This is a genomic window from Paucilactobacillus salsurae, assembly GCF_054784995.1.
This window is the reverse complement of sequence record NZ_BAAHWX010000001.1, coordinates 228,726-252,591: the sequence shown is the minus strand read 5'-3', so window position 1 is coordinate 252,591 and position 23,866 is coordinate 228,726. Positions and strand designations below refer to the sequence as shown.

25 protein-coding genes are annotated in these 23,866 nt (G+C 39.2%); 22 read left to right on the top strand and 3 right to left on the bottom strand.

The window, feature by feature from the left end; translation table 11 throughout:
* Nucleotides 1-12 precede the first annotated feature (12 nt).
* The 9 genes from ACYVQZ_RS01300 to ribF all read left to right on the top strand — a co-directional run bounded on the left by ACYVQZ_RS01300 (nucleotide 13) and on the right by ribF (nucleotide 7,711).
* Nucleotides 13-567 (top strand): DUF1697 domain-containing protein, encoded by a 555-nt coding sequence (locus ACYVQZ_RS01300; RefSeq protein WP_461239593.1) that lies wholly within the window; start codon nucleotides 13-15, stop codon nucleotides 565-567.
* A 107-nt stretch (nucleotides 568-674) separates the two neighbouring features.
* Entirely contained in the window at nucleotides 675-1,148 is a 474-nt protein-coding gene (gene rimP, locus ACYVQZ_RS01295) for a ribosome maturation factor RimP (protein WP_461239592.1), read from the top strand.
* Nucleotides 1,149-1,175: 27 nt separating this feature from the next.
* Complete coding sequence (gene nusA / locus ACYVQZ_RS01290) at nucleotides 1,176-2,273, top strand: transcription termination factor NusA (RefSeq protein WP_461239591.1); 1,098 nt, start codon at nucleotides 1,176-1,178, stop codon at nucleotides 2,271-2,273.
* Between the two features lie 13 nt (nucleotides 2,274-2,286).
* Complete coding sequence (rnpM, locus tag ACYVQZ_RS01285; protein WP_461239590.1) at nucleotides 2,287-2,586, top strand: RNase P modulator RnpM; 300 nt, start codon at nucleotides 2,287-2,289, stop codon at nucleotides 2,584-2,586.
* On the top strand, nucleotides 2,576-2,881 hold the full coding sequence (locus tag ACYVQZ_RS01280; RefSeq protein ID WP_461239589.1) for a L7Ae/L30e/S12e/Gadd45 family ribosomal protein: 306 nt from the start codon (nucleotides 2,576-2,578) through the stop codon (nucleotides 2,879-2,881). The genes rnpM and ACYVQZ_RS01280 overlap by 11 nt, the downstream gene beginning before the upstream one ends.
* Before the next feature lie 14 nt (nucleotides 2,882-2,895).
* Nucleotides 2,896-5,346: a translation initiation factor IF-2 gene (gene infB / locus ACYVQZ_RS01275; RefSeq protein WP_461239588.1), complete on the top strand. Its 2,451-nt coding sequence runs from the start codon at nucleotides 2,896-2,898 to the stop codon at nucleotides 5,344-5,346.
* 16 nt (nucleotides 5,347-5,362) lie between these two features.
* Nucleotides 5,363-5,728, top strand: coding sequence for a 30S ribosome-binding factor RbfA (gene rbfA / locus ACYVQZ_RS01270; protein ID WP_461239587.1), 366 nt, complete (start codon nucleotides 5,363-5,365; stop codon nucleotides 5,726-5,728).
* A gap of 100 nt (nucleotides 5,729-5,828) precedes the next feature.
* The gene (gene truB / locus ACYVQZ_RS01265) at nucleotides 5,829-6,734 is read left to right on the top strand and encodes a tRNA pseudouridine(55) synthase TruB (protein WP_461239586.1); all 906 of its coding nucleotides are present in this window, start codon (nucleotides 5,829-5,831) and stop codon (nucleotides 6,732-6,734) included.
* Nucleotides 6,735-6,763: 29 nt separating this feature from the next.
* Nucleotides 6,764-7,711 (top strand): riboflavin biosynthesis protein RibF, encoded by a 948-nt coding sequence (ribF, locus tag ACYVQZ_RS01260; RefSeq protein ID WP_461239585.1) that lies wholly within the window; start codon nucleotides 6,764-6,766, stop codon nucleotides 7,709-7,711.
* On the opposite strand, the gene ACYVQZ_RS01255 is transcribed toward ribF, so the two are convergent.
* Entirely contained in the window at nucleotides 7,708-8,028 is a 321-nt protein-coding gene (locus ACYVQZ_RS01255) for a hypothetical protein (RefSeq protein ID WP_461239584.1), read from the bottom strand. The genes ribF and ACYVQZ_RS01255 overlap by 4 nt on opposite strands.
* Before the next feature lie 161 nt (nucleotides 8,029-8,189).
* Here ACYVQZ_RS01255 and hrcA point away from each other — a divergent pair, with 161 nt between their 5' ends.
* The 13 genes from hrcA to ACYVQZ_RS01190 all read left to right on the top strand — a co-directional run bounded on the left by hrcA (nucleotide 8,190) and on the right by ACYVQZ_RS01190 (nucleotide 21,966).
* Entirely contained in the window at nucleotides 8,190-9,242 is a 1,053-nt protein-coding gene (gene hrcA / locus ACYVQZ_RS01250; protein WP_461239583.1) for a heat-inducible transcriptional repressor HrcA, read from the top strand.
* Between the two features lie 14 nt (nucleotides 9,243-9,256).
* The gene (gene grpE, locus ACYVQZ_RS01245; RefSeq protein ID WP_461239582.1) at nucleotides 9,257-9,856 is read left to right on the top strand and encodes a nucleotide exchange factor GrpE; all 600 of its coding nucleotides are present in this window, start codon (nucleotides 9,257-9,259) and stop codon (nucleotides 9,854-9,856) included.
* 31 nt (nucleotides 9,857-9,887) lie between these two features.
* The gene (gene dnaK, locus ACYVQZ_RS01240; protein ID WP_461239581.1) at nucleotides 9,888-11,741 is read left to right on the top strand and encodes a molecular chaperone DnaK; all 1,854 of its coding nucleotides are present in this window, start codon (nucleotides 9,888-9,890) and stop codon (nucleotides 11,739-11,741) included.
* A gap of 135 nt (nucleotides 11,742-11,876) precedes the next feature.
* A complete protein-coding gene (dnaJ, locus tag ACYVQZ_RS01235; RefSeq protein ID WP_461239580.1) occupies nucleotides 11,877-12,998 on the top strand; it encodes a molecular chaperone DnaJ in 1,122 nt (373 codons plus the stop codon).
* Nucleotides 12,999-13,134: 136 nt separating this feature from the next.
* The gene (gene lepA / locus ACYVQZ_RS01230; RefSeq protein WP_461239579.1) at nucleotides 13,135-14,976 is read left to right on the top strand and encodes a translation elongation factor 4; all 1,842 of its coding nucleotides are present in this window, start codon (nucleotides 13,135-13,137) and stop codon (nucleotides 14,974-14,976) included.
* 171 nt (nucleotides 14,977-15,147) lie between these two features.
* Nucleotides 15,148-15,783, top strand: a complete 636-nt coding sequence (locus tag ACYVQZ_RS01225; RefSeq protein ID WP_461239578.1) for a hypothetical protein — start codon at nucleotides 15,148-15,150, stop codon at nucleotides 15,781-15,783.
* 156 nt (nucleotides 15,784-15,939) lie between these two features.
* The gene (locus tag ACYVQZ_RS01220) at nucleotides 15,940-16,263 is read left to right on the top strand and encodes a hypothetical protein (RefSeq protein WP_461239719.1); all 324 of its coding nucleotides are present in this window, start codon (nucleotides 15,940-15,942) and stop codon (nucleotides 16,261-16,263) included.
* 190 nt (nucleotides 16,264-16,453) lie between these two features.
* Nucleotides 16,454-17,413, top strand: a complete 960-nt coding sequence (gene prmA / locus ACYVQZ_RS01215; RefSeq protein ID WP_461239577.1) for a 50S ribosomal protein L11 methyltransferase — start codon at nucleotides 16,454-16,456, stop codon at nucleotides 17,411-17,413.
* Nucleotides 17,414-17,421: 8 nt separating this feature from the next.
* Complete coding sequence (locus ACYVQZ_RS01210) at nucleotides 17,422-18,171, top strand: 16S rRNA (uracil(1498)-N(3))-methyltransferase (protein WP_461239576.1); 750 nt, start codon at nucleotides 17,422-17,424, stop codon at nucleotides 18,169-18,171.
* 38 nt (nucleotides 18,172-18,209) lie between these two features.
* Nucleotides 18,210-18,515, top strand: a complete 306-nt coding sequence (locus tag ACYVQZ_RS01205; RefSeq protein ID WP_461239575.1) for a hypothetical protein — start codon at nucleotides 18,210-18,212, stop codon at nucleotides 18,513-18,515.
* Between the two features lie 88 nt (nucleotides 18,516-18,603).
* On the top strand, nucleotides 18,604-20,850 hold the full coding sequence (locus ACYVQZ_RS01200; RefSeq protein ID WP_461239574.1) for a RelA/SpoT family protein: 2,247 nt from the start codon (nucleotides 18,604-18,606) through the stop codon (nucleotides 20,848-20,850).
* 33 nt (nucleotides 20,851-20,883) lie between these two features.
* On the top strand, nucleotides 20,884-21,321 hold the full coding sequence (gene dtd / locus ACYVQZ_RS01195; protein WP_461239573.1) for a D-aminoacyl-tRNA deacylase: 438 nt from the start codon (nucleotides 20,884-20,886) through the stop codon (nucleotides 21,319-21,321).
* Between the two features lie 15 nt (nucleotides 21,322-21,336).
* Nucleotides 21,337-21,966: an HAD-IA family hydrolase gene (locus ACYVQZ_RS01190; protein WP_461239572.1), complete on the top strand. Its 630-nt coding sequence runs from the start codon at nucleotides 21,337-21,339 to the stop codon at nucleotides 21,964-21,966.
* Between the two features lie 23 nt (nucleotides 21,967-21,989).
* Here ACYVQZ_RS01190 and ACYVQZ_RS01185 read toward each other — a convergent pair whose 3' ends face one another.
* Together ACYVQZ_RS01185 and ACYVQZ_RS01180 are read right to left on the bottom strand one after the other, a co-directional pair.
* A complete protein-coding gene (locus tag ACYVQZ_RS01185; protein WP_461239571.1) occupies nucleotides 21,990-22,829 on the bottom strand; it encodes a fructosamine kinase family protein in 840 nt (279 codons plus the stop codon).
* Between the two features lie 15 nt (nucleotides 22,830-22,844).
* Nucleotides 22,845-23,705, bottom strand: a complete 861-nt coding sequence (locus ACYVQZ_RS01180; protein WP_461239570.1) for an N-acetylmuramoyl-L-alanine amidase family protein — start codon at nucleotides 23,703-23,705, stop codon at nucleotides 22,845-22,847.
* Nucleotides 23,706-23,866 lie beyond the last annotated feature (161 nt).

Genomic DNA, 23,866 nt, shown 5'->3' with positions numbered 1-23,866 from the left:
TGAGGTAAGCAGATGGACTATGTTTTATTACTACGCGGTATTAATGTTGGTGGCCATAGAAAAGTAGTCATGGCCACTTTAAAAGCGCAATTAAGTGCAGCAGGGTTCAGTAATGTTATTAGCTATATCAATAGTGGTAATTTAATTTTTAAAAGTAGTGCGGAAAACGTTGATAAAATTGTAGAAGCTGTTTTAACGCAAAATTATGAATTTCCAATTGGCTTTACAGTTATTAGTCAACCAACGTTTTTAGCGTTGGCACAACAGATACCAATGTATTGGGACGAAAATGATCAATTGCGCCATAACGTTTTGTTTAAACTAAATGATTATTTACCTGAATATGATCAACGAATTACAGCGCAGCTGACGCCATATGATCAGGTCAAAATACTATCAAATTGTATTTTTTGGAGCTCACCGACAAAGGTCAATTATAGTCGCGCTTTTTATGCCAAAATGTTAGGCGAGCCCTTTTATTCAGTAGTCAGCATCCGCAATCGAAACACATTTTTGAAACTGAAACAATTGTTGATAGCAAGACAAAATTCAAGCCACAGCAGTTAAGTTGAAATTGATGTCAATTTTTGGTATATTAGTACCTGTAAGTTAAAAACTCGTAGTGAGTGAGCAGAAATGCTCGCTCTTTTTATTGCAAAAATGGAGGTGTGGTAGTGAGCAGTGTTGTTGAAACTGTTACACAGTTAGTAACGCCAATCTTAGAAGAAAAAAAGTTTGAATTATATGATTTAGAGTTTGTTAAAGAAGGCAAAAGTTGGTATTTGAGAGTTTATATCGATAAACCTGGTGGCATTACCATTGAAGAGTGTGCGCAAGTCAGTGATCAATTAGGCACGCGACTAGATGAATTGGATCCAGATCCAATCCCACAAGCCTACTTTTTAGAAGTTTCATCACCAGGAGCAGAACGTCCTTTAAAACGTGAAAAAGATTGGCAACAAGCCGTAAACGACTATATTCATGTTTCGTTGTATCAACAAATTAACGGTGAAAAGACGTATGAAGGAACATTAACTGACTTGAATGATCAGCAACTCACCCTTGATTATTTAGATAAGACACGGCACAAAACGATTACAATTGATCGCAGTAATGTTGCTAAGGGTCGGTTAGCAATTAAATTTTAAATTATTATTGGACAGGAGTTATTAAAAATGAATAAGGAATTAGTAGCGGCGCTTGATGCGTTAGAAAAAGAAAAGGGAATCAAAAAAGAAATCGTTATTGACGCCCTAGAAGCCGCTTTAGTGTCAGCTTACAAACGAAATTATGGGCAGGCCCAAAATGTTGAAGTTGATTTTGATGATCAAAAAGGCAACATTAAAGTTTATGCGGTTAAAACGGTTGTTGAAGAAGTCCAAGATGACCGTCTTGAAGTGAGTTTGGAAGAAGCTTTAAAAATTAATCGCGGCTATGAATTAGGGGATGAAATTCGTTTTGAAGTTACCCCACAAAACTTTGGTCGCATTGCAGCACAAACTGCAAAACAAGTGATCATGCAACGTGTTCGAGAAGCAGAACGTGAAGTCATCTACAACCAATACAGTGAATATGAAAATGAAATTGTTACAGGTGAAGTTGAACGACAAGATAGTCGTTTTATCTATGTTAATCTCGGTAAGGTTGAAGCAGTCATGAGTCAACAAGACCAAATGCCTAATGAAACATACCGCATTCATGATCGTATCCAAGTATTTGTGACTAAGGTCGAAAATAGTAGTAAGGGGCCACAAGTTTTTGTTAGCCGAACAGCGCCAGAATTATTAAAACGCTTGTTTGAAAAAGAAGTTCCTGAAATTTATGACGGCACAGTTGAAATTGTTTCAATTGCAAGAGAAGCGGGGGATCGTGCCAAGGTTGCAGTCCGTTCCAATGATGCTAATATTGATGCCGTCGGAACTTGTGTCGGCCCTCGTGGTCAACGTGTTCAAGTGATTGTTAATGAACTGGGTGGCGAAAATATGGATATTGTGGAATGGGTCGATGATCCAGCACAATATATTGCTAACGCTTTAAATCCTGCCGAAGTTTTAGACGTCATTTTTGATGAAGAAAACGAACGTGCTTGTACGGTGATTGTACCAGATTATCAGTTATCACTTGCTATTGGTAAGAAGGGCCAAAATGCGCGACTTGCAGCTCGCTTGACTAATTATAAGATTGATATTAAACCTGAGTCAGAAGTTAGCGATCAAGACCAAGCATCACAAGATGATGAATCAGCTCAAGAAATTGATGATCAAGAAGATTAGGAGTTGATGTAAAATGAAGCAACGTAAAATTCCGATGAGAAAAGATATTGTTACTGGTGAAATGGTGCCTAAACGACAACTAGTTCGAGTAGTGCGGAATAAAGAAAATGAAGTTTCATTGGATCCAACTGGCAAAAAGCCGGGTCGTGGTGCTTACGTACAAATTGACGTTGAAGTTGCCAAAAAAGCCCGCACCAATCGAACATTTGATCAAGTATTCGGTGTTAAAATTGATGATCAATTTTATGACGAGTTAGTTGATTATGTGGATCACCAACAAGCCAGAAGAGAATTGTTTGGTAATGAAAAATAACGAGAAAGTTTTACAACTAATTGGATTAAGTCATCGGGCAAGATTATTAATATCTGGATCAGATACAGTGTTACGCAGTATTCGCAAACAATCAGTTAAATTAGTATTAGTTGCTAACGATGCTGGAGCAACAACGAAGAAAAAGTTTTTAGACAAATGTGAGTTTTATCAAATTGATGTCGACATGACTTTTTCAAAGCAACAACTAGGTCAGGCTAGCGGACAGTCAAATATCGTATATGGCATTTTAGATAATGGCTTTGCAAAAAAGATCAAGGAGCTGCTTCAAATGTAAAGGGGCGTGAAGTAATGGGAAAACAACGAATTTATGAATTAGCAAAAGAATTAAAGGTGACCAGTAAAGAAGTATTGGACGTTGCTGCAAAAAATGGTATGAGTGTCAAAAATCATATGTCTACGGTTGATGAAACTCAAGAAAAAACATTACGGCAAGCATTTGGTAAATCAAGTGCGCAACCAAAGAATCAAACAAAACCAGCGGCCAAGCCACAGCCTGCCAAAAAAGCAACGACACCTAAAGTGGCACCTAAAACGACGAATCAAAGTAAAACGACTTCGCAAAGTCACAGTACAAACACAAGTGCTAAGACAACAAACAAGAAACCACAGACGAATCATACGCAACAACAAGGCCAAGGAAGTCGTCGGTCAAGCAATACTACTAATCAAAATCGCCGTAATAACGGTTCACAAGGTAATAACAACCACCGTCCAAATAATCAAGGACCACAAAATGGTCAACGCACACAAAACAACCAACATCAAACAAGTGGCAACCAACACAGCAGTCAACAAACTGCGCGCCACAACGGTGGTGGACGCTTTGGTGGTAGCCTGAATAGTAATAATAATCGTAATCAACAAGGTAACCGCTACAACAAGAACAATCGTTTTAACAAGAAAAATAAAAAGAACAAGAAAAATCAACGTATCCAACAAACGAATACCAAGCCAATGCCAACCAGAAAAGATCGGCCATTGCCAGAAACATTGATGTATTCAGAAGGGATGAATGCCCAAGATTTAGGGAAAATTTTGCATCGTGAACCAGCAGAAATTGTTAAAAAATTATTCATGCTCGGTGTGATGGTTAATCAAAACCAATCCCTAGATAAAGACACAATTGAAATTTTAGCAGCGGACTATGGCATTAGTGCGCAAGAAAAAGTTGAAGTTGACGTTGCTGATATTGATAAGTTCTTTGAAGAAGAACAAAAAAATAATGAAAATGATACGCCAAGACCACCAGTTGTTACAGTCATGGGTCACGTTGATCATGGTAAAACAACCTTACTTGATCAATTACGCCACACCCATGTGACTGAGGGTGAAGCTGGTGGTATTACTCAAGCCATTGGTGCCTACCAAGTTAAGTACAATAACAAGTTAATTACTTTCCTTGATACACCAGGACATGCGGCCTTTACTGAAATGCGGGCTCGTGGTGCTGATATTACCGATATCACGGTCTTAGTGGTTGCCGCTGACGATGGTGTTATGCCGCAAACCATCGAAGCAATCAACCATGCCAAGGCTGCGGGCACGCCAATTATTGTCGCTGTTAACAAAATTGATAAGCCAGGCGCTAACCCCAATCATGTTATTGAACAATTAACTGAATATGGTCTTATACCAGAAGATTGGGGTGGAGACACGATCTTTGTTGAAATTTCAGCTAAATTTGGTAAAAACTTGGATGAATTATTAGATATGTTGTTACTTCAAGCTGAAGTGATGGAATTAAAGGCCAATCCTAATCAACACGGTGCAGGTTCAGTTGTTGAAGCCCGTTTGGATCAAGGAAAAGGTTCAGTAGCTACACTACTCATTCAACAAGGAATTTTACATGTTGGGGACCCTGTAGTTGTGGGTAACACGTATGGTCGTGTGCGAACAATGACAAATGAATTAGGTCGTCGGATTAAAGAAGCAACACCATCTACGCCAGTTGAAATTACTGGATTAAACGATGTGCCTGAAGCAGGGGATCGCTTCATCACATTTGATGATGAAAAGACCGCCCGAGCTGCCGGTGAAGAACGTGCTAAACGTGCTTTAATTGCAGAACGTGCGAATACGACTCACGTTACCTTAGATAATTTGTTTGACTCTCTTAAAGAGGGTGAAATGAAGTCAGTGCCAATCATTATTAAGGCTGATGTTCAAGGATCAGTCGAGGCGTTAGCACAAAGTCTCAAGAAGATTAAAGTTGATGGTGTTAAGGTTGATATCATCCATACTGCTGTTGGGGCAATCAATGAAAGTGATGTCACTTTGGCTGAAGCTTCAAATGCAATTATTATTGGTTTTAATGTTCGTCCGACTGGTCAAGCTAAGACTCAAGCAGATGCAAATGAAGTTGATATTCGCCTTCATCGTGTGATCTACAACGCGATTGATGAAGTTGAATCTGCAATGAAGGGGATGCTGGAACCTGTCTACGAAGAAGAGGTTACTGGTGAAGTAGAAGTACGTGAATTATACAAGGCTTCTAAGATTGGTACCATTGTTGGTGGAATGGTCACTTCAGGTAAGATTACCAGAGATGCTAGTGTTCGCTTGATTCGTGATGGTGTCGTGATTTATGAAGGTAACCTCGGTAGCTTGAAACGCTTTAAAGACGATGTTAAAGAAGTTAAACAAGGTTATGAATTGGGACTGACCATTGAAAACTTTAATGATGTGAAAGTTAATGACGTCATTGAAGCTTATGTCATGAAAGAAGTTCCTGTTAAATAATAATGAGGTGAAATAAATGCCTGATAAACGGTATCGAGTAGGTCGCTTAAGCCAAGAAATTCAACGCGAAGTGGATGATATTCTATTAAAACGAGTTCGTGATCCACGAGTTCAAGGAATTACGATCACAGGCGTTGATTTAACCGGCGATTTGCAACAAGCCACGATTTATTACAGTTTATTGTCAGATAAAGCATCAGATGGACAAAAAGCCCAAACAGGCTTAGACAAGGCAACTGGATTAATCAGAAGTGAGCTTGGTGCACGACTAAATATTTTTAAAATTCCTGAATTGAAATTTGAAAAAGATCAATCTGTGGCTTACGGTAGTCATATTGATGAACTTTTAAATAAATTACATCAGGATGAACGAGAACTTTAAATAAAAACACAATTCCAATTGGAATTGTGTTTTTATTTTGGTTATTAATTGTGTCAAACGTTTGGTATGCTATAATTATTTCTGGTTTGGAGGGGCTTGCATGGACGGAATTATTCCACTATATAAAGAACGCGGATTGACTAGTCATGACTGTGTCAATCAGCTCAGAAAAATTTTACATACAAAAAAAATTGGTCATTCAGGCACCTTAGATCCCAATGTGGACGGTGTATTGCCAATTTGCATTGGCAAAGCGACCAAAGTGGTTGATTATTTAATGGATTCGGGTAAACAATACAAAGGTCAATTACTGATCGGCCAAGCGACAACTACAGAAGATTTAGATGGCGAAATTATCGCAGAGACAAAATTAAAACAGGCTATTTCGGCTGATGAAATAACAGCTGCCATGCAGACGCTAACAGGTTCAGTTATTCAAATTCCACCCATGTATTCAGCAGTTAAAGTAAACGGCCGAAAACTTTATGAGTATGCCAGAGCCCATGAACAAGTTGAACGGCCAAAAAGGACAATTGAAGTTCATGAATTTAAGCTTCTAGAAACGAATTACGATGGTAAGTCAGGTACGCAAACTGTTGACTTTATTGTGACATGCGGTAAAGGAACCTATATCAGAACGTTAGTGGTTGATTTGGCAAATAAACTCGGCTATCCAGGAGTGATGAGCAACCTAACACGTCAAAAAAGTGGTGGTTTTTCAATCGAACAAACTTATTCGATGGATCAAATTGAAACGGCAGTCGCAGATCAAAGAATTGAAGCATTTTTACTGCCACTTGATTACGCGTTGAAAAAATTTGACCACATCACGTTGTCAACAGACCAATGGGCCGGAGTTCAAAACGGAGTATGGTTAAAAACTAGTGAGGTCAACAGCACTGCTGACGTTGTCGCCCTAGTTTTTGATCAGGAGACAAAAGCGTTGTATCAAAAAAACGAGGAGCAGGACTGTTACAAGCCACTCAAAATGTTTTCAAATCATTAATCATCATAAATAACTAGGAGAATTCAAAGATGCAAGTAATCAAAATACGACATCCGTTGACCAAAGATCAAGTTGTGGATACACCGGTTGTTCTTGCAATGGGTTTTTTTGATGGTGTTCATCTAGCCCATCAAAAAGTCATTAAAAATGCCAAAAAAATAGCAACTGACAGAAAAATGAAACTAGCGGTGCTCACTTACGATCACCATCCTGGTCTGGTTTATCAAGCGATGGAAACACCTATCAAATACTTATCACCATTTCCACGTAAATTGGAGTTATTTGAAGCACTTGGTGTCGATATTGTGTATGCAGTGAGTTTCACTTCCAAGTTTGCCATGCAAACGCCGCAACAATTCGTGGATCGTTATTTAGTTGGTTTTCATACCAAGGTTGCAGTCGCGGGTTGGGATCATACGTATGGACCTAAAGATATCGCGACAATGAATAAACTTGATAGTTATAGTAAGGGCCGTTTTGAAACTGTCACCATCAAGGAACTGGAAGAAGATGGTCACAAAGTTAGTTCTTCGCGTATTAGAAACCTGTTTAAAGACGGGACAATTCAAGAAATTAACGAGTTATTGGGGTATGATTACCAGACGACTGGATTAGTCATCCATGGTGAAGCACGTGGCCGTGAACTAGGTTATCCGACAGCCAATATCGCTGGTAAACAAGATGAGTGGTTACCAAAAGTTGGTGTTTATGCTGTCCAAATGCAAGTAGGTGAAACCTGGTATGATGGGATGGCCTCGATTGGCTATAACATTACTTTTGGCGATAAACGGCCAAAAACCGTTGAAATTTATTTATTTGATTACAATGATCAAATTTATGGTGAAAATGTCAAAGTTAAATGGTTAGCATGGATGCGTGATGAAATTAAATACGATGGTGCCAAAGCTTTAATCGATCAGCTTGAACAAGATGAAATTAACATCAAAAAATTATTAGCAAAAAAAGAAAACCACTAATGCCGACTGGCATGGTGGTTTTGTTGTGTGTGGCCTTTAAGATGACGCGCTTTAAATTGCGGATGATTTTCGGTGACTAGTTTAAAATTTTTCATTTTAAATTGAAAAGGTTGATTTGTTAAGCGCATTTTGGTCCAAGTTTGCATGGCAACAATCATTTGTTGTAGTTGGCGCTCAAGTTCTGGTTTCTGTTCAGCAAGGACTGTTTGATAAATATCGGATTGCAGCCGTTGAATTAATTGTTGATGATAATTCAGCACTTCTTTTGTTAATGGTGCATGCCGATATTGGTTAAAAAGTGACTCAATTAACTGCATGGCTTCAAATGCATTTTTAGGTGTGATGAAACGTTGTGATGACTTAATTGGAATTCCTCCTCCAAGGTAGACTTTTCTTGACTTTCTTTGACGAGGTTGGTATATTATAAATTGTGTTTAGCACTTGATGGTGTCGAGTGCTAAAAAGGGAAGTGATAAGGGTGTTAACACAACGTCAAGAAACAATTCTCCAAGCGATTGTACGTCAATATACGGCTACCGGTCAACCGGTTGGTTCAAAAATATTAACGAGCTTATTGCCAGTGAAAGTTAGTTCAGCCACGATTAGAAATGAGATGGCAGAACTCGAAGATCAAGGCTTGATTACAAAAGAGCATACGTCTTCTGGGCGTGTGCCATCGACAAAGGGCTATCGCTACTACGTTGATCATTTATTAGATCAAGCAGTTCTTGATGATAATGATGTTTCGATAATTCGAAACTCATTTGGGACCAACTTTCATAAAATTGATGAAATTGTTTCTCAATCGGCGGATATTTTATCTAACTTAACGAGTTATACGACATTTACTTTACGACCAGAACAAAAAAATGTTCATTTAAGTGGCTTTAGATTGGTACCGTTGGGCAATCACCAAGTAATGGCCATTCTAGTGACGGATAGTGGTGAAGTAGAAAGTCAAACTTTTGGTATTCCACGAGATATGAATACCGACGAATTGGAATCAGTTATTCGACTGATTAATGACCAACTATCTGGATTACCTTTAGATGAAGTGTTTGCCAGATTACAACAGGATATTCCAATTAAAGTGATGCAGTACATGCACAGTTCAGACGGTGTTTTGGATATCTTTGATAGCATCTTATCGCATGCTGCTAGCGAACGATTCTTTGTGGGCGGCCGCATGAATTTACTCGGCTTTTCGCATAACAATGATCCGAATGTGTTGCGTGCCTTGTATTCGATGTTTGATAAAAATGAAGACTTATCAAATTTCATCGATCCCAAAACTGACTCACAAAACGACGGAATTAACGTTAAAATTGGTAATGAAATATCCAACAAGTTGTTAGAAGATTTCAGCTTGATCACGGCAACGTATGATGTTGATCAGTATGGCAAGGGCATTATTGCAGTATTAGGTCCAACGAGAATGCCATATTCACGAACAATTGGAATTGTTAGCGCGTTTCGTCAAGAATTAGCGCGACAGTTGCTTGATTACTATCGACGATACTATGATCAATGAGGAGGAATTAGTGCATGGCACAGCAAGATAAGAAAAAAGAACAAACGCAACCCGTTGATGAAGGCTCAGATAAAACAGTTGATGCAACAAAAGATGTCAAAAAAAATGATGCATCAAAATCAGATCAACCAAAGGCTGCACCTGATGAATCTGAACAACTCAAAGCAAAAGTTGATGAGTTGACGCAACAACTTGATGAAGCAAACGACAAGTATTTGCGTGCAGAAGCAGAAATTCAGAATATGAATAACCGTTTTAAAAAAGAACAAGCACAGTTATTAAAATATGATGGACAATCACTTGCTAAAGCAATTTTGCCGGTCATGGATAATTTAAAACGGGCGTTAGAAATTGAAGTTTCAGATGAAAATGGTCAACAATTGAAAAAAGGAATTCAAATGGTCCATGATCATTTGGAAGAAGCTTTGACAAGCAATGGCGTTAGTGAAATTGCTGCGCTTGATCAAAAATTTGATCCGACATTGCACCAAGCTGTTCAGACAGTGGCCGTGCAAGGTGATCAACAACCTGACACAGTTGTTCAGGTTTTTCAGGCCGGTTATCAATTAAAAGACCGCGTTTTAAGACCAGCAATGGTCGTTGTAGCACAATAAATTAGATTAAATAAAAAGAGGGAAATTTTACATGGCAACTAATAAAATTATCGGTATTGACTTAGGAACAACTAACTCGGCAGTCGCTGTAATGGAAGGTAATGAACCAAAGATCATTACAAACCCTGAAGGGGCTCGAACAACACCATCAGTAGTGTCATTTAAAGATGGCGAAACACAAGTCGGGGAAGTAGCAAAACGTCAAGCAATTACTAATCCAAATACAATTGTTTCGATCAAGAGTCATATGGGTGAACCCAACTATACTGTTGAAGTCGAAGGCAAGAAATATACACCACAAGAAATCTCAGCAATGATTCTCCAATATTTGAAAAAATATGCTGAAGATTATTTGGGTGATGAAGTAACACAAGCTGTTATTACTGTTCCTGCTTACTTTAACGATGCGCAACGTCAAGCAACTAAAGATGCTGGTAAAATTGCCGGTTTAGATGTTAAGCGAATCATCAACGAACCAACGGCTTCTTCTTTAGCTTATGGCCTTGATAAACAAGAAAAAGACGAAAAAGTACTTGTTTATGACCTTGGTGGTGGTACTTTTGATGTTTCTATCCTTGAATTAGGCGATGGGGTCTTCCAAGTATTATCTACTAATGGTGATACGCATTTAGGTGGAGATGATTTTGACCAAAAAATCATTGATTGGCTAGTTGATGAATTCAAGAAGGATAATGGCGTTGATTTGTCTCAAGACAAGATGGCCCTTCAACGGTTAAAAGATGCCGCTGAAAAAGCTAAGAAAGATGTTTCTGGTGTTAATGAAGCCACAATTAGCTTGCCATTTATCTCTGCAGGTGCTTCTGGACCATTACATTTGGAAAAGAAACTCACTCGCGCACAATTCAACCAATTAACAGTGGATCTTGTTGAACGGACAAAACAACCTGTTTTGAGCGCTTTAAAGGATGCTGATCTTTCATTTGGTGATATTGATGAAGTTATCTTAAATGGTGGTTCAACACGAATTCCAGCTGTACAAGAAATGGTCAAAGACTTAACAGGTAAGGAACCTAACCATTCCATTAATCCTGATGAAGCCGTTGCCCTTGGTGCCGCTGTTCAAGGTGGTGTCTTAACTGGTGATGTTAAGGACGTTGTTTTACTTGATGTTACGCCATTGTCATTAGGTATTGAAACCATGGGTGGTGTCTTCACGAAGTTAATTGATCGGAATACAACCATTCCAACTTCAAAGAGTCAAGTATTCTCAACTGCTGCGGACAATCAACCAGCCGTGGATATTCACGTGTTACAAGGTGAACGACCAATGGCAGCTGACAACAAGACGTTAGGTAACTTCCAATTAACTGATATTCCTGCTGCTCCTCGTGGTGTTCCTCAAATTCAAGTGACATTTGATATTGATAAGAACGGAATTGTTAACGTTTCGGCTAAAGACATGGGTACTAACAAAGAACAAAAAATTACCATTAAGAGTAATTCTGGTCTTTCTGACGATGAAATCGATCGCATGATGAAAGAAGCCCAAGAAAACGAAGAGGCTGATAAGAAGAAACGTGACGAAGTTGACTTAAACAATGAAGTTGACCAATTATTATTCCAAGTTGATAAGACATTGAAAGATGTTAAAGGCAAAGTTGACGACGCAGAAATCAAGAAGGCTGAAGATGCGCGTGATGCATTGAAGAAGGCTAAAGATGATAATAACGTTGAAGATATGAAAGCCAAAAAAGATGACTTAAATAAGATTGTGCAAGATCTATCAGTTAAGTTATATCAACAAGCACAAGAAGCACAAGGTAGTAATGGTGCAGACGGGGCTGATAATAAAGACGGTAAATCTGATGACGACAATACGGTCGATGGTGATTTTGAAGAAGTCGATCCAAAAGATAAGAAATAATCACGTCACACTTTTAAAACGTTGATTAGATTGTAAAAGCCAAAGGACGATTATTATATTGTACTTTGGCTTTTACTTAGTTTAAAATATTCTTGATTAACCAGAATTTTAAAAATTTGTTTTTGGGGGACCACAATGGCAGAAAAAGATTTATATGATATTTTAGGTGTGTCAAAAGATGCATCCCAAGACGACATTAAACATGCCTATCGGAAATTATCCAAAAAATATCATCCAGATATTAATAAGGAGCCAGGCGCAGAAGAGAAGTTTAAAGACGTCAATGAAGCCTATGAGACTTTAGGTGACGAACAAAAGCGTCAGCAATACGACCAATTTGGTTCCGCTGGACCACAAGGCCAAGGTGGTTTCGGTGGTGCACAAGGATTTGGCGGTGGTGGCTTTGACGACATCTTTAGTCAATTCTTTGGTGGCGGAGGTCGTCGTCAACCAGACCCTTCAGCACCGAGACCTGGCCGTGATTTGCAATATAATATGACTTTGAAGTTTGAAGAAGCCATTTTTGGTAAGACAACCACCATTAAATACAATCGTGAGGCTTCGTGTGAAACTTGCGGTGGCTCTGGTGCCAAGCCAGGAACTTCTCCTGTGACTTGTTCAAAGTGTGGCGGCCGTGGTTATGTTGAAGTCATTCAAAATACGCCACTTGGCCGGATGCGTTCACAACAGACTTGTGATGTTTGTGGTGGAACAGGTAAAGAAATTAAGGACAAGTGTGAAACTTGTGGCGGTTCTGGTCACGTGTCACAACGTCATGAATTAAAGGTAACTGTTCCCGCTGGTGTTGATGACGGTCAACAAATGCGTTTACAAAATCAGGGTGAAGCCGGTGAAAATGGCGGCCCTTATGGTGACCTCTATATTGTCTTTACGGTGACACCAAGTCGTGATTTCAAACGAGATGGCTCAAATATTTACTTTGATCAACCAATCTCATTTGCGCAAGCTGCGTTAGGTGACGAAATTGAAGTTAAGACGGTTCATGGAGATGTTAAGTTAAAGATTCCAGCTGGAACTCAGACTGGCACTAATTTCCGCTTGAAAGGTAAAGGTGCGCCCCGCTTAAATGGTAATGGTAACGGAGATGAACATGTTACTGTTGAGGTTCGAACACCTAAGTCATTAAACAAGCAACAAAAAGAAGCGTTAAGTGCTTTTGCAGCTGCAAGTGGTGAGAAAGTATCAGGCGTTAAAAAAAGTGTCTTTGATAAACTAAAAGATGCCTTTGATGAATAAATGAAACAATAAAAAAGTCTACTGAATCAAAACGCATTGATTCTGTAGACTTTTTTCAACCAGGAATCCATTGAGTTACCTAACTGCCATTGGTATACTGAATAGGATAACTAATTCGGAGAGAGTGAGTTCAAAAATGGATTTAAAACAAATGCAAGATCGGCAAAAACATATTCGCAATTTTTCAATTGTTGCGCATATTGATCATGGTAAATCCACATTAGCAGACCGTATTTTAGAATTAACGGATACGGTATCCAAAAGAGAAATGCAAGATCAATTACTAGATACAATGGATTTGGAACGCGAGCGCGGAATTACAATCAAATTAAATGCCGTTGCCCTGAACTATACTGCAGAAGATGGTGAGACTTATATCTTTCACCTAATTGATACACCAGGACACGTGGATTTTTCATATGAAGTGTCACGGTCACTTGCGGCCTGTGAAGGTGCCATTTTGGTGGTAGATGCGGCTCAGGGAGTTGAAGCCCAAACGTTAGCTAATGTTTATTTGGCCCTCGATAACGATCTAGAAGTCATTCCGGTAATCAATAAAATTGATTTACCATCGGCTGAGCCTGAAAAAGTGCGCAAACAAATTGAAGATGAAATTGGCATAGATGCTTCAAATGCCGTATTGGCTAGTGCTAAAAGTGGTATTGGTATTGAAGAAATTCTCGAACAAATTGTCAAAGAAATTCCGGCACCCAGTGGGGACTTGCAAGCACCTCTAAAAGCGTTGATTTTTGATTCCGTTTACGACGATTATCGTGGCGTTGTTTTGAGTGTGCGTGTACATGAAGGGACCGTCAAAGCCGGTGACAGAATCTTACTGATGAATGGTGGCACTGAGTATGAGGTCACAGAAGTTGGTGTGAACTCACCCAAACCGATTGCCCGTGATATGTTAATGGCAGGTGATGTCGGGTATATCACTGCTAGTATTAAAGACATTCAAGATACGCGAGTTGGGGATACTGTCACGAGTGCCAGTCATCCAACAAAAGAAGCATTACCAGGTTATCGTCAGATGACACCAATGGTGTATTCGGGGATGTATCCAACTGATAATGCCAAGTTTAATGACCTTCGTGAAGCACTGGAAAAGCTACAATTAAATGACGCGGCCCTGACTTTTGAACCAGAATCATCTCAAGCTCTTGGGTTTGGGTTTCGTTGTGGTTTCTTAGGTTTGTTGCATATGGATGTGGTTCAAGAACGCTTGGAGCGTGAGTTTAATCTTGATTTGATTACCACTGCGCCATCAGTAACTTATCGACTAGACTTAGCAGATGCCACGCAACAAGCAGTTGATAATCCTGCTGAAATGCCGGATGCTTCAGAAATTAAAACAATTAGCGAACCGTATGTGAATGCTCATATCATGGTGCCAAACGAATATGTTGGGGCAGTCATGGAGTTATGTCAACGCAAGCGCGGTATTTTCGACACAATGGAGTACTTAGATGATATACGCGTGAATGTGATTTATCACATTCCGCTATCTGAAATTATTTATGATTTCTTTGATAAATTGAAGAGTAATACGCGTGGGTATGCATCACTTGATTATGAGCTAGAAGATTATAGACCAGGCAACCTAGTTAAGATTGATATCTTGTTGAACGGTGATAAAGTTGATGCGCTCAGTTTTATCACCCATAAAGATTTCGCAGCACAACGTGGTCGTGAAATTACAGCCAAGTTGAAGACCATTATTCCACGGCAAAACTTTGAAATTCCAATTCAAGCTGCAATTGGAGCTAAGATTATTGCGCGGACAAATATCAAAGCCTACCGAAAAGATGTGACCTCTAAAATTCACACAGGTGATCCTGATCGGCGGGCTAAGCTACTAGAGAAACAAAAACGTGGTAAGAAACGTATGAAGGCAGTGGGAACAGTGGATATCCCTCAGGAAGCCTTTATGGCTGTCTTGCAAACAGGCGAGGAAGAAACGCATAAAAAAGGATAATACTACCGTTTTGAATGGTCATTATAAGGTTAATAATGATCATTTTTTATTCCTAAAAAATCACTTAAGTTTTACTAAATTCTCTAAAATTCATGGGTTAACCACCAAATTTTCGATAAACTATAATAGAGTAGAGATTGGGAGTAAATTTTTTTGGAGGAGTAGGTTCAGATGATTAAGAAAAAGGGGTTAATTTTTGTACCGTTATTGTGTGTTGGATTACTGCTAGGGGGATGTAGTAATTCTGACCAATCAAAAAGCAACAAACATGTTCAATCAACTAAGGTTTCTTCAAGTAAAAAAGTAGATTTGGCACAGAGATCATCACAAAAAAATACAACAAAATCGTCCGTCGATACTAAGGCTAAACCAACGACTGAAGCGTTTATACCTGCTAATTTACAAAAAACATGGTATAGTGTTGATGAAGATGGTAACGTAGACAAATTAAGTTTTACGGCAAATGCAATTCATTATGAAAATAGCGTTGACTCTGGGACTACCACCATCCATGATGGTAGTAGTGAACCAGATCCAGATACAGCATCCATTCATAGTGACTGGGGTCGAAGTGGTAAAGTGTCCATTCATGGCATTAACTTTTTGAATGTTCGTGGTTGGAACCAGTCGGCTGGCGATGGCACCTATTTTGGAATTAAGTCTGAAGTCATTAATGGAAAACCCACTGATATTTTGGTGGACGCTGAGGGAGCTGGCGTCTGGTGTTCAGCAACGTATTATGAGAGTGAAGCGCTAGCTCACCAGGAAGCTGGGAAAAAATACAGTGACATTGTGTATTCAGAATAGTGAAATTATTGAATTGTGAACGTTTGAATTAATTGACGCAAAGCTCTTTACAAGTCAGTCAAATTCAAGTATTATATTAATTTAAAAGTTATCATTATTAATAGTATTATATTTGTGGAGGAGGTGATTACCTTGTTGAATCGGACAAAGCAATTTATGAGACAAAACGATTTACAATACAAGAAGGAATACATTCGGCCAATGATGACGCCGCAACATGTGTATGTTTTTTCATTCGGGAAAAACAAACTAAATAATCGGGTAATCATTCGATACTCTCACACATGGACGGGACGTTTGAAGATTAATGAAATTGATTTGCGGCTGCATAAGCAACATAATCCACGCATTTTTCAAACAGAAGCACAATTGATTGATTACCTTCAACGTCACTTAGAATCAAATATCTTAAAGTACGCTAATGATCCTTCTACCGATGAAAAGTATCGGGAGCAGTTAAAAGCAAAAGCTGACAAGTAATTAGTAGTTTTATAATACTTTAAGAACACACAAAAGGACCGTAAACAAATTAATTTGTTACGATCCTTATTTGTTTTTTTAAAATGATGTTAACTGCATGCAACTTTTGCTAGAATATGTAGTAATACATTTAATGAAAGATGTCAGCAAAATGACATCTGACACTAATCTAATAAAGGATGGAAAATCAATGGACTGGACTGAAGTAAGTGTCACAACTGAAAGTGAAGTAGTCGAAGCGGTTAGCTATATTTTAAATGACCTAGGGGCCAGTGGTGTTCGCATTGATGATGCTAAGGATTTTGAAAAATTGAAACCTGGCAAGATCGGCAAATATGGTGAGATTGTTGATGTTAACGATATTCCCCATTTAACGACTGGCGCTAAAGTGACGGCCTACTATCCACAAACGGTCTATGTTCCAGAGATCTTACCAATTATTAAACAACGTGTTGCCCAATTAAATGATTTCGGATTGAATCCTGGAGATTTCAAAATTACTAGTGATGCTGTTTCCGATGAAAATTGGGCGACAGCGTGGAAAAAGTATTATCATCCAGTCCGGATCACTAGAAATTTAACTGTCGTGCCGAGCTGGGAAGATTATGAACCTGAACAGCCCAATGAACAAATTATTTCACTAGACCCAGGAATGGCATTTGGAACAGGGACTCATCCAACCACTGAACTGATGTTACAAGGGCTAGAAATTGTGCTTCGTGGTGGGGAAACAGTGATTGATGTAGGTACTGGGTCTGGTGTATTAAGTATCGCAGCCAGTTTGATGGGTGCAAAACAAATTTATGCGTATGATGTGGATGATGTAGCAGTCAAACAAGCGCAAGAAAATATTAACCTTAATCCGGGTGTGCAAAATATTTCAGTGGCGGCCAATGATTTATTGACGGGCATTACCACCCAAACAGATGTGATTGTGGCCAACATTTTAGCTGAAATCATTATGCCATTAATTCCGCAAACGCTAGCATGTTTGAAGCCTGGTGGCAAATTACTTTGTTCTGGCATCATTGTGGATAAAAAAGACGACATTATTGCCCGTTTAGAAGAATTTGACTATCGTATTGACGAAATTTTAAGAATTAAAGATTGGTATGGCATTATTGCAACCCGTCCCTTACCAGATGAATAGGTGAAAGCATGCATCGTTATTTTTTAGAAAAAACTGAATCATTAGAGCGACCAATTGTCTTACCACCAGAGGTGAGTCATCATTTAGTGACAGTTTTGCGTGCTCAAGTTGGGAGCAAGGCGGAGTTTGTTTTCCCAGATCAAACTGTGTTTATTGGGCAAGTGAGTACTATAGAGAACAAAAAAGTGACTGTGAAATTTGTTGAGCAGATCAATAATGACAACCAATTACCGATTCAAATCATCATTGCCTGTGGGTTACCAAAAGGAGAAAAGACGCAACTCATTACCCAAAAGGCCACTGAATTAGGTGTCCATCAAATTATTTTCTTTGAGTCAGAACGCTCAGTTAGCAGATGGGCAAGTAATAAGGTGATCAGAAAAATTGAGCGGCTGCAAACGATTGCCAAAAACGCGAGCGAACAATCGCATCGTAGTAATATTCCGACGGTCACGTACTTACCAAATCTTGATGATGTTTTAAAGCTAGATGCAAATCAAAAAGTGGTCGCTTGGGAAGAAGCCGCTAAACAAGGTGAACAGGCTAAATTGGCGCAGGTATTCAACACAATGAAAGCTCAGCAAAGGTTACTGGCTATCTTTGGACCTGAAGGAGGTCTCAGTGAGACAGAGGTAAAACGGATGCAAGCACAAAACGTGATTGCTGCTGGTTTGGGGCCGCGAATTTTACGAACAGAAACAGCACCACTGTACTTATTGGCAGCAGCCTCATATCATTTTGAACTAGAGAGAAAGTAGGAATGTGAAATGAAAAAAGTGTGGGATCAAACAGATAAATGGCTTTTTGGTGGGGCTATTATACTTGCTTTTGCTTATCGGCTTTGCGGCATTTTTTTGGTATTTTAACGAGTCCAACATATGCACTATGGATTTTATTAATTTTGAATGGTGCGTTTAGTATCTATGCAGGTGTTCATGTTGCTCATCAAGGACGCCATTGGTGGGAATTATTGGTGTTTCCAGTATTATTTTTAGGGGCCTTGTACTTTTTCTTGCCTAAGTATGCGATTTATTTTCCGTTAATGTATCTTTGTCTCAGCTATTTGAGTTATGGCCTAAATAAGGCAACAACAGAGTCATAAGGTTGTATTTAGCGCTTTAATAACTGTATAATTGGAACAATTAATTTTTGAATAGAATAGAAATGTAGAAAGTAAGTTGGTGAATAATATGGCCAAGCAAAAAGATTTAACACATGAAGATGTTAAAAAAATAGTTTCTGAATATATGAATGATGAACACGTAGCGATGGTGGAACGTGCTTATCATTTTTCTGAAACTGCCCATAACGGACAAACGAGACAATCTGGGGAGCCATACATCGTTCATCCAATTCAAGTAGCCGGTATCCTGGCTAACTTACATATGGATCCAGAGACAGTGAGCGCGGGGTACTTACACGATATCGTTGAGGACACTGGGGTTATTATTGAAGATGTTCGGGAGTTATTTGGCCCAGCAGTGGCCATGATTGTCGACGGAGACACCAAACTCAGCAAAATTAAATATAAGTCTAACAAAGAACAGATGGCTGAAAACCATCGAAAATTACTACTTGCGATGTCAAAAGACATCCGTGTGATGATCGTAAAATTAGCGGATCGTTTGCATAACATGCGCACACTGCAGCATTTACGTCCTGATAAACAACGACGAATTGCAAATGAAACACTGGAAATTTATGCGCCGATCGCAGATCGTTTAGGGATTAGCACCATTAAATGGGAACTAGAAGATTTATCGTTGCGCTATTTAAACCCACAACAATATTATCGAATTGTGCATTTAATGAATTCCAGACGAGATCAACGGATCGAATACATCGAAAATGCTATTAATCAGATCAAAACGGCTATTAATGATTTAGACTTAGACCAAGATACGGAAATTTACGGCCGTCCAAAGCATATATATTCTGTTTATCGCAAAATGGTGACACAACATAAGCAGTTTAATCAAATTTATGATTTACTGGCTATTCGCGTGGTGGTCGATTCTATTAAGGATTGTTATGCAGTTTTAGGGGCAATCCATACAAGTTGGACACCAATGCCAGGCCGGTTTAAAGATTATATTGCTATGCCTAAAGTCAATGGGTATCAATCATTGCACACGACGGTGGTTGGACCAGAAGGCCGCCCTTTGGAAATTCAAATTCGCACGCATCACATGCATGAAGTCGCTGAATTTGGGGTTGCGGCTCACTGGGCCTATAAAGAAGGTAACAAACAAGGAGTCGCCCAAAGCCAATCAGGCGACAAGTTGAATTTGTTTAAAGAAATCATTGAGTTGCAAAAAGAAAGCAATGATGCTGATGAATTTATGCAGGGTGTCCAAGGCGATATCTTTGCTGACCGTGTTTATGCTTTTACGCCTAAAGGTGATGTCATTGAATTGCCAAAGGGTGCAGGACCACTAGATATGGCTTATTCAATTCACACTGAAGTTGGTAACAAAACAACAGGTGCTAAAGTCAATGGTAAAATTGTGCCCCTAGACTATGAAATTAAAAATGGTGATATTGTTGATATTTTAACCTCTACGTCATCGGCGGGTCCAAGTCGCGACTGGGTAAAATTGGTGTCAACGCGTCGTGCCCGGAATAAAATTAAACAATTTTTCCGTCAGGCTGATCGCGAAGAAAATATTACTGTGGGCCAAGAAATCATTGAACGCAAATTGCGTGATGATGGCTACGATGTCAAATCAATCATGACCCCCGAAAAAACAGAACAAGTTGCGACAAAGTTGCACTACAGCAGTGCCGATGATATGTTTGCGGCAATTGGATTTGGTGACCTGCAGCCAGTGGGGGTTGCCAACCGCATGACGCAAGATGTTCGTAAACAACGCGAAGATGATCGTCAACGCCAAGCAGAAAAAGAAATTCTGGAAGATCATAAAAATCCAAAAGAAGAAGCGACTTCGGACCAACAAGAAAAGCAAAAGCGCAAAATTAGTTCTTCAGGTGGGGTTATTATTGAAGGCGTCGACAATTTATTGGTGCGCTTAAGCCATTGTTGTAGCCCAATTCCTGGCGATGAAATTGTGGGTTACATTACCAAGGGTCGTGGTGTCTCAGTGCATCGCGTTGATTGTCCAAATATTAAAGCGGCTGAAGAGCATGGTGAACGGATTATTAAAGTCAACTGGGAAAATCCAGATGGCGATCGGACGAATTATAATGCCGATTTGGAAGTTCAGGGATACAACCGCAACGGATTGTTGAATGATGTTTTGAAATCGATTAATAACAGTACTAAATTTTTAAATTCGGTAAATGGAAAAGTTGATCACGATAAAATGGTGACAGTTACTGCATCAATTGGTATTCGCAACCGCGTTCATTTACAACACATCATGGATAATTTGAAAAATATTCCTGATGTTTATGTTGTTAAACGGACGATCCATTAAAACTGATAATCATTGTAGTCATAGGAGAAAATTATGCGGGTTTTATTACAAAAGGTTAATCATGCACAGGTCCAAATTGATAATGAAGTGGTTGGGCAAATCCAAAAAGGGTATCTGTTGTTGGTCGGCTTTGGACCAGATGACGGACCCAAGCAAATTGAATTTATGGTGCATAAAATTGTCAATATGCGCATTTTTGAAGATCCAGATGGCAAGATGAACTTATCTATTAAAGATGTTGATGGTGATATTTTATCTGTGTCACAATTTACACTTTACGCAGACACCAAACATGGCAACCGACCAGGATTTTCATTGGCGGCTGATCCCCAAATTGCTGAGCCCTTATATCAAGAATTTAATCAACAATTAGCAGCTGTCGATATGCATGTTGAAACTGGTCATTTTGGCGCTGATATGAAAGTCGAGCTTGAAAACGACGGTCCAACCACAATTTGGTTAGAAAAATAATTGCGAGGTTAACTGATGTATAAAGAATTTTTCTGGGATTTAGATGGTACGCTATATAACACCTACCCACAAATGGTCACCGCTTTTTTACAGACGCTCCATGAAGTAGACGTGGAAATGCGCCAACAAGCAATTTATGAAATTATGCGACAACAAAGTCTTGGGGCAGCATTTGATCACGTTGAACAACAATTTGGGGTTGCCAGGACAAAACTAGAAAAAATATATTATCCGCTGGAACATACTCTACAGCATCCTCAGTTGTTTGCGGGCGTTAAAGAAGTCCTGGAAAAAGTTGTTGCAGTGGGTGGGCATAATTTCTTATTAACGCACAGAGATGATAGCTCATTAACCTTTATGAAAAACGACGGCATTACATCATTGTTTAAAGACTTTGTGACAGCCGCGCAACCATTTCCGCGCAAGCCAGATCGCACGTCATTGAACTACTTAATTGAACGTAATCAGGTTAATCGTCATGAGGCAGTGATGATAGGTGATCGTAATTTAGATGTTGATGCAGGCCATAACGCCCAAATTGCTGGCATTTTATTTGATCCAGATCATTTAATTACAGCCACGTCGCAACCGGAACAAACGATTCGTACAATGACGTCGTTATTAAACTTTATTACATCAAAATAAAAAAGACTCGTGAGAGTCTTTTTTTAGTAGTATTGTAAAATGCGATCAACGGCCGCACCGTACGTTTCTCCGAACAAATTAAGATGCATACAGAGATAATAAAATTGATACCATGGTAGCCGATCTTCAAAGCCACTTGCTAATGGAAAAGATTGTTCATAAGCTTGATAGAAAGCTTCTCTAAAGCCGCCAAAAATGGTTGTCATGGCTAAATCTAGTTCACGATCACCGTAAAAAACATCGGGATCAATTAAAACTGGGCGACCATCACTGGCAAACATATAGTTACCAGACCATAAATCACCATGGAGCAAACTAGGTTGAACTGAGTGCTTCTTGTAATATGCAACGAATTGTTGCCGCATGCTTTCAAAATGCTGTTGGCGCCAATTATTCCAAACATGATTTTGTTTTGCGGCCACTACCAATAAATCTAATCGTTGTTGGGCATAAAAATCTGCCCAAGAAGATTGCCAAGTATTGTCTTTTTTGATGGCGCCTGATTCATGCACGCTATCGAAACCAAATTGTTGGGCACTTTGATGGTGCATTTGTGCCACTGCCTGGCCTAAATCTGCTTGGCTACCAGTACCGGTTTCAATCCAATTTAACATCAGATAGGCATCACCATTGATATTACCTTGGGCGATTGGTTTAGGAGTTGTCACCACTTGACCAATCAATTTTAAACCAGCAGCCTCGTGATCAAAGTAGGTCGATGGATGATGTGGTTGAACCTTTAAAAAATAAGTTTGAGTAGGTGTTTGAAGTTGATAGGCGTCGTTAATGTCACCTCCGCTAACCGGTTTAACCTGAGTAATATTGTCGAGTGGTAATTGGCTAATCCATTGTTGATTGATCATATTCAGACTTCCTTTTTAATTTGATGCATTAAAGTACTCTTTTAATCCAGTTGTAACTCGTGATGCGACCTTGAGTTGATAAGATAATTTTTGAATTTGTTTGAAATCATGTTTGTCATTGATGTAACCCATTTCACACAGCACAGCGGGACGGGTATTGTCACGAATAACTAAGAAATCACCGAATTCAACGCCCCGGTTTGCTAGACCTAAATTATCAAAATTAGCATTCAACGTTTCTGCTAAATGATGAGAAGTCTTTTTATGATAATAATAGGTGGTTAAGCCAGTGGCCTCGTTGCGATGAGGGGATGAATCAAAGTGAAAACTGATAAAAGCATCTGCATGCACCTTTTCGGCCAGGGCAGGGCGTGGTTTAAGGCCCACATACTTATCATCATCGCGCACCATAATTACGTGGGCACCTTGCATACGTAGTTCAGTTGCTACTGCTTGGGCCATTTTTAAGGTGTACGTTTTTTCCATATAGGACGCATTATTAGAATTTTTGTACTCTGCGCCAGAATCCGAGCCACCATGGCCGGCATCAAGAACAATCGTTGCTTCCGATAAGCGAGTTGCTTTTTTGAGATTGTCACGTCGATTCACTAACCAGCTAGCTACCCAGCCAAATTCGTGATCATTAATCCGAACCTTGTACCAGTCATTTTTTTCGTCTAAAACATTTAAACGGGTTTTATGGTTAACCGTTTTTAAAACTTTATTATTTAAGCCGGGACCTTTTCGAATATTAACGTTGGTCACACTAACGACAATTGTTTTTTGCCGTGTTAAGGCAAACACCAGGCCAAGGGTGCAAATAATAAACGTGATTAAAATAATGAGTTGTCGATGAGTTGGACGAAAATCTGGCATGAGCTACTCCTTCAGCAGTGTATTCTAAAAGTTAAGTTTAAGAATTATTCAAGCCAAAAGCAAGTAATTCGTGAAATACCTTGACTTTAAAGTCAATTTCGAGTAATTTTTAATAGTAAATTAATATTTTGCCGATGACAAAGAATGCTAACAGGCTTGTT

Bases quoted from the DNA above. Each gene is read 5' to 3' on its own strand.
- grpE (WP_461239582.1), top strand. From the start codon at position 9,257: ATGGCACAGCAAGATAAGAAAAAAGAACAAACGCAACCCGTTGATGAA.
- ACYVQZ_RS01225 (WP_461239578.1), top strand. From the start codon at position 15,148: ATGATTAAGAAAAAGGGGTTAATTTTTGTACCGTTATTGTGTGTTGGA.
- ACYVQZ_RS01180 (WP_461239570.1), bottom strand. From the start codon at position 23,705: ATGCCAGATTTTCGTCCAACTCATCGACAACTCATTATTTTAATCACG.
- dnaJ (WP_461239580.1), top strand. From the start codon at position 11,877: ATGGCAGAAAAAGATTTATATGATATTTTAGGTGTGTCAAAAGATGCA.
- ACYVQZ_RS01300 (WP_461239593.1), top strand. From the start codon at position 13: ATGGACTATGTTTTATTACTACGCGGTATTAATGTTGGTGGCCATAGA.
- ACYVQZ_RS01280 (WP_461239589.1), top strand. From the start codon at position 2,576: ATGAAAAATAACGAGAAAGTTTTACAACTAATTGGATTAAGTCATCGG.
- ACYVQZ_RS01205 (WP_461239575.1), top strand. From the start codon at position 18,210: ATGGCTTTTTGGTGGGGCTATTATACTTGCTTTTGCTTATCGGCTTTG.
- rnpM (WP_461239590.1), top strand. From the start codon at position 2,287: ATGAAGCAACGTAAAATTCCGATGAGAAAAGATATTGTTACTGGTGAA.
- truB (WP_461239586.1), top strand. From the start codon at position 5,829: ATGGACGGAATTATTCCACTATATAAAGAACGCGGATTGACTAGTCAT.
- lepA (WP_461239579.1), top strand. From the start codon at position 13,135: ATGGATTTAAAACAAATGCAAGATCGGCAAAAACATATTCGCAATTTT.
- ACYVQZ_RS01210 (WP_461239576.1), top strand. From the start codon at position 17,422: ATGCATCGTTATTTTTTAGAAAAAACTGAATCATTAGAGCGACCAATT.
- ACYVQZ_RS01255 (WP_461239584.1), bottom strand. From the start codon at position 8,028: ATGCAGTTAATTGAGTCACTTTTTAACCAATATCGGCATGCACCATTA.
- ACYVQZ_RS01190 (WP_461239572.1), top strand. From the start codon at position 21,337: ATGTATAAAGAATTTTTCTGGGATTTAGATGGTACGCTATATAACACC.
- ACYVQZ_RS01185 (WP_461239571.1), bottom strand. From the start codon at position 22,829: ATGATCAATCAACAATGGATTAGCCAATTACCACTCGACAATATTACT.
- ACYVQZ_RS01200 (WP_461239574.1), top strand. From the start codon at position 18,604: ATGGCCAAGCAAAAAGATTTAACACATGAAGATGTTAAAAAAATAGTT.
- ribF (WP_461239585.1), top strand. From the start codon at position 6,764: ATGCAAGTAATCAAAATACGACATCCGTTGACCAAAGATCAAGTTGTG.
- dtd (WP_461239573.1), top strand. From the start codon at position 20,884: ATGCGGGTTTTATTACAAAAGGTTAATCATGCACAGGTCCAAATTGAT.
- prmA (WP_461239577.1), top strand. From the start codon at position 16,454: ATGGACTGGACTGAAGTAAGTGTCACAACTGAAAGTGAAGTAGTCGAA.
- rbfA (WP_461239587.1), top strand. From the start codon at position 5,363: ATGCCTGATAAACGGTATCGAGTAGGTCGCTTAAGCCAAGAAATTCAA.
- nusA (WP_461239591.1), top strand. From the start codon at position 1,176: ATGAATAAGGAATTAGTAGCGGCGCTTGATGCGTTAGAAAAAGAAAAG.
- dnaK (WP_461239581.1), top strand. From the start codon at position 9,888: ATGGCAACTAATAAAATTATCGGTATTGACTTAGGAACAACTAACTCG.
- infB (WP_461239588.1), top strand. From the start codon at position 2,896: ATGGGAAAACAACGAATTTATGAATTAGCAAAAGAATTAAAGGTGACC.
- ACYVQZ_RS01220 (WP_461239719.1), top strand. From the start codon at position 15,940: ATGAGACAAAACGATTTACAATACAAGAAGGAATACATTCGGCCAATG.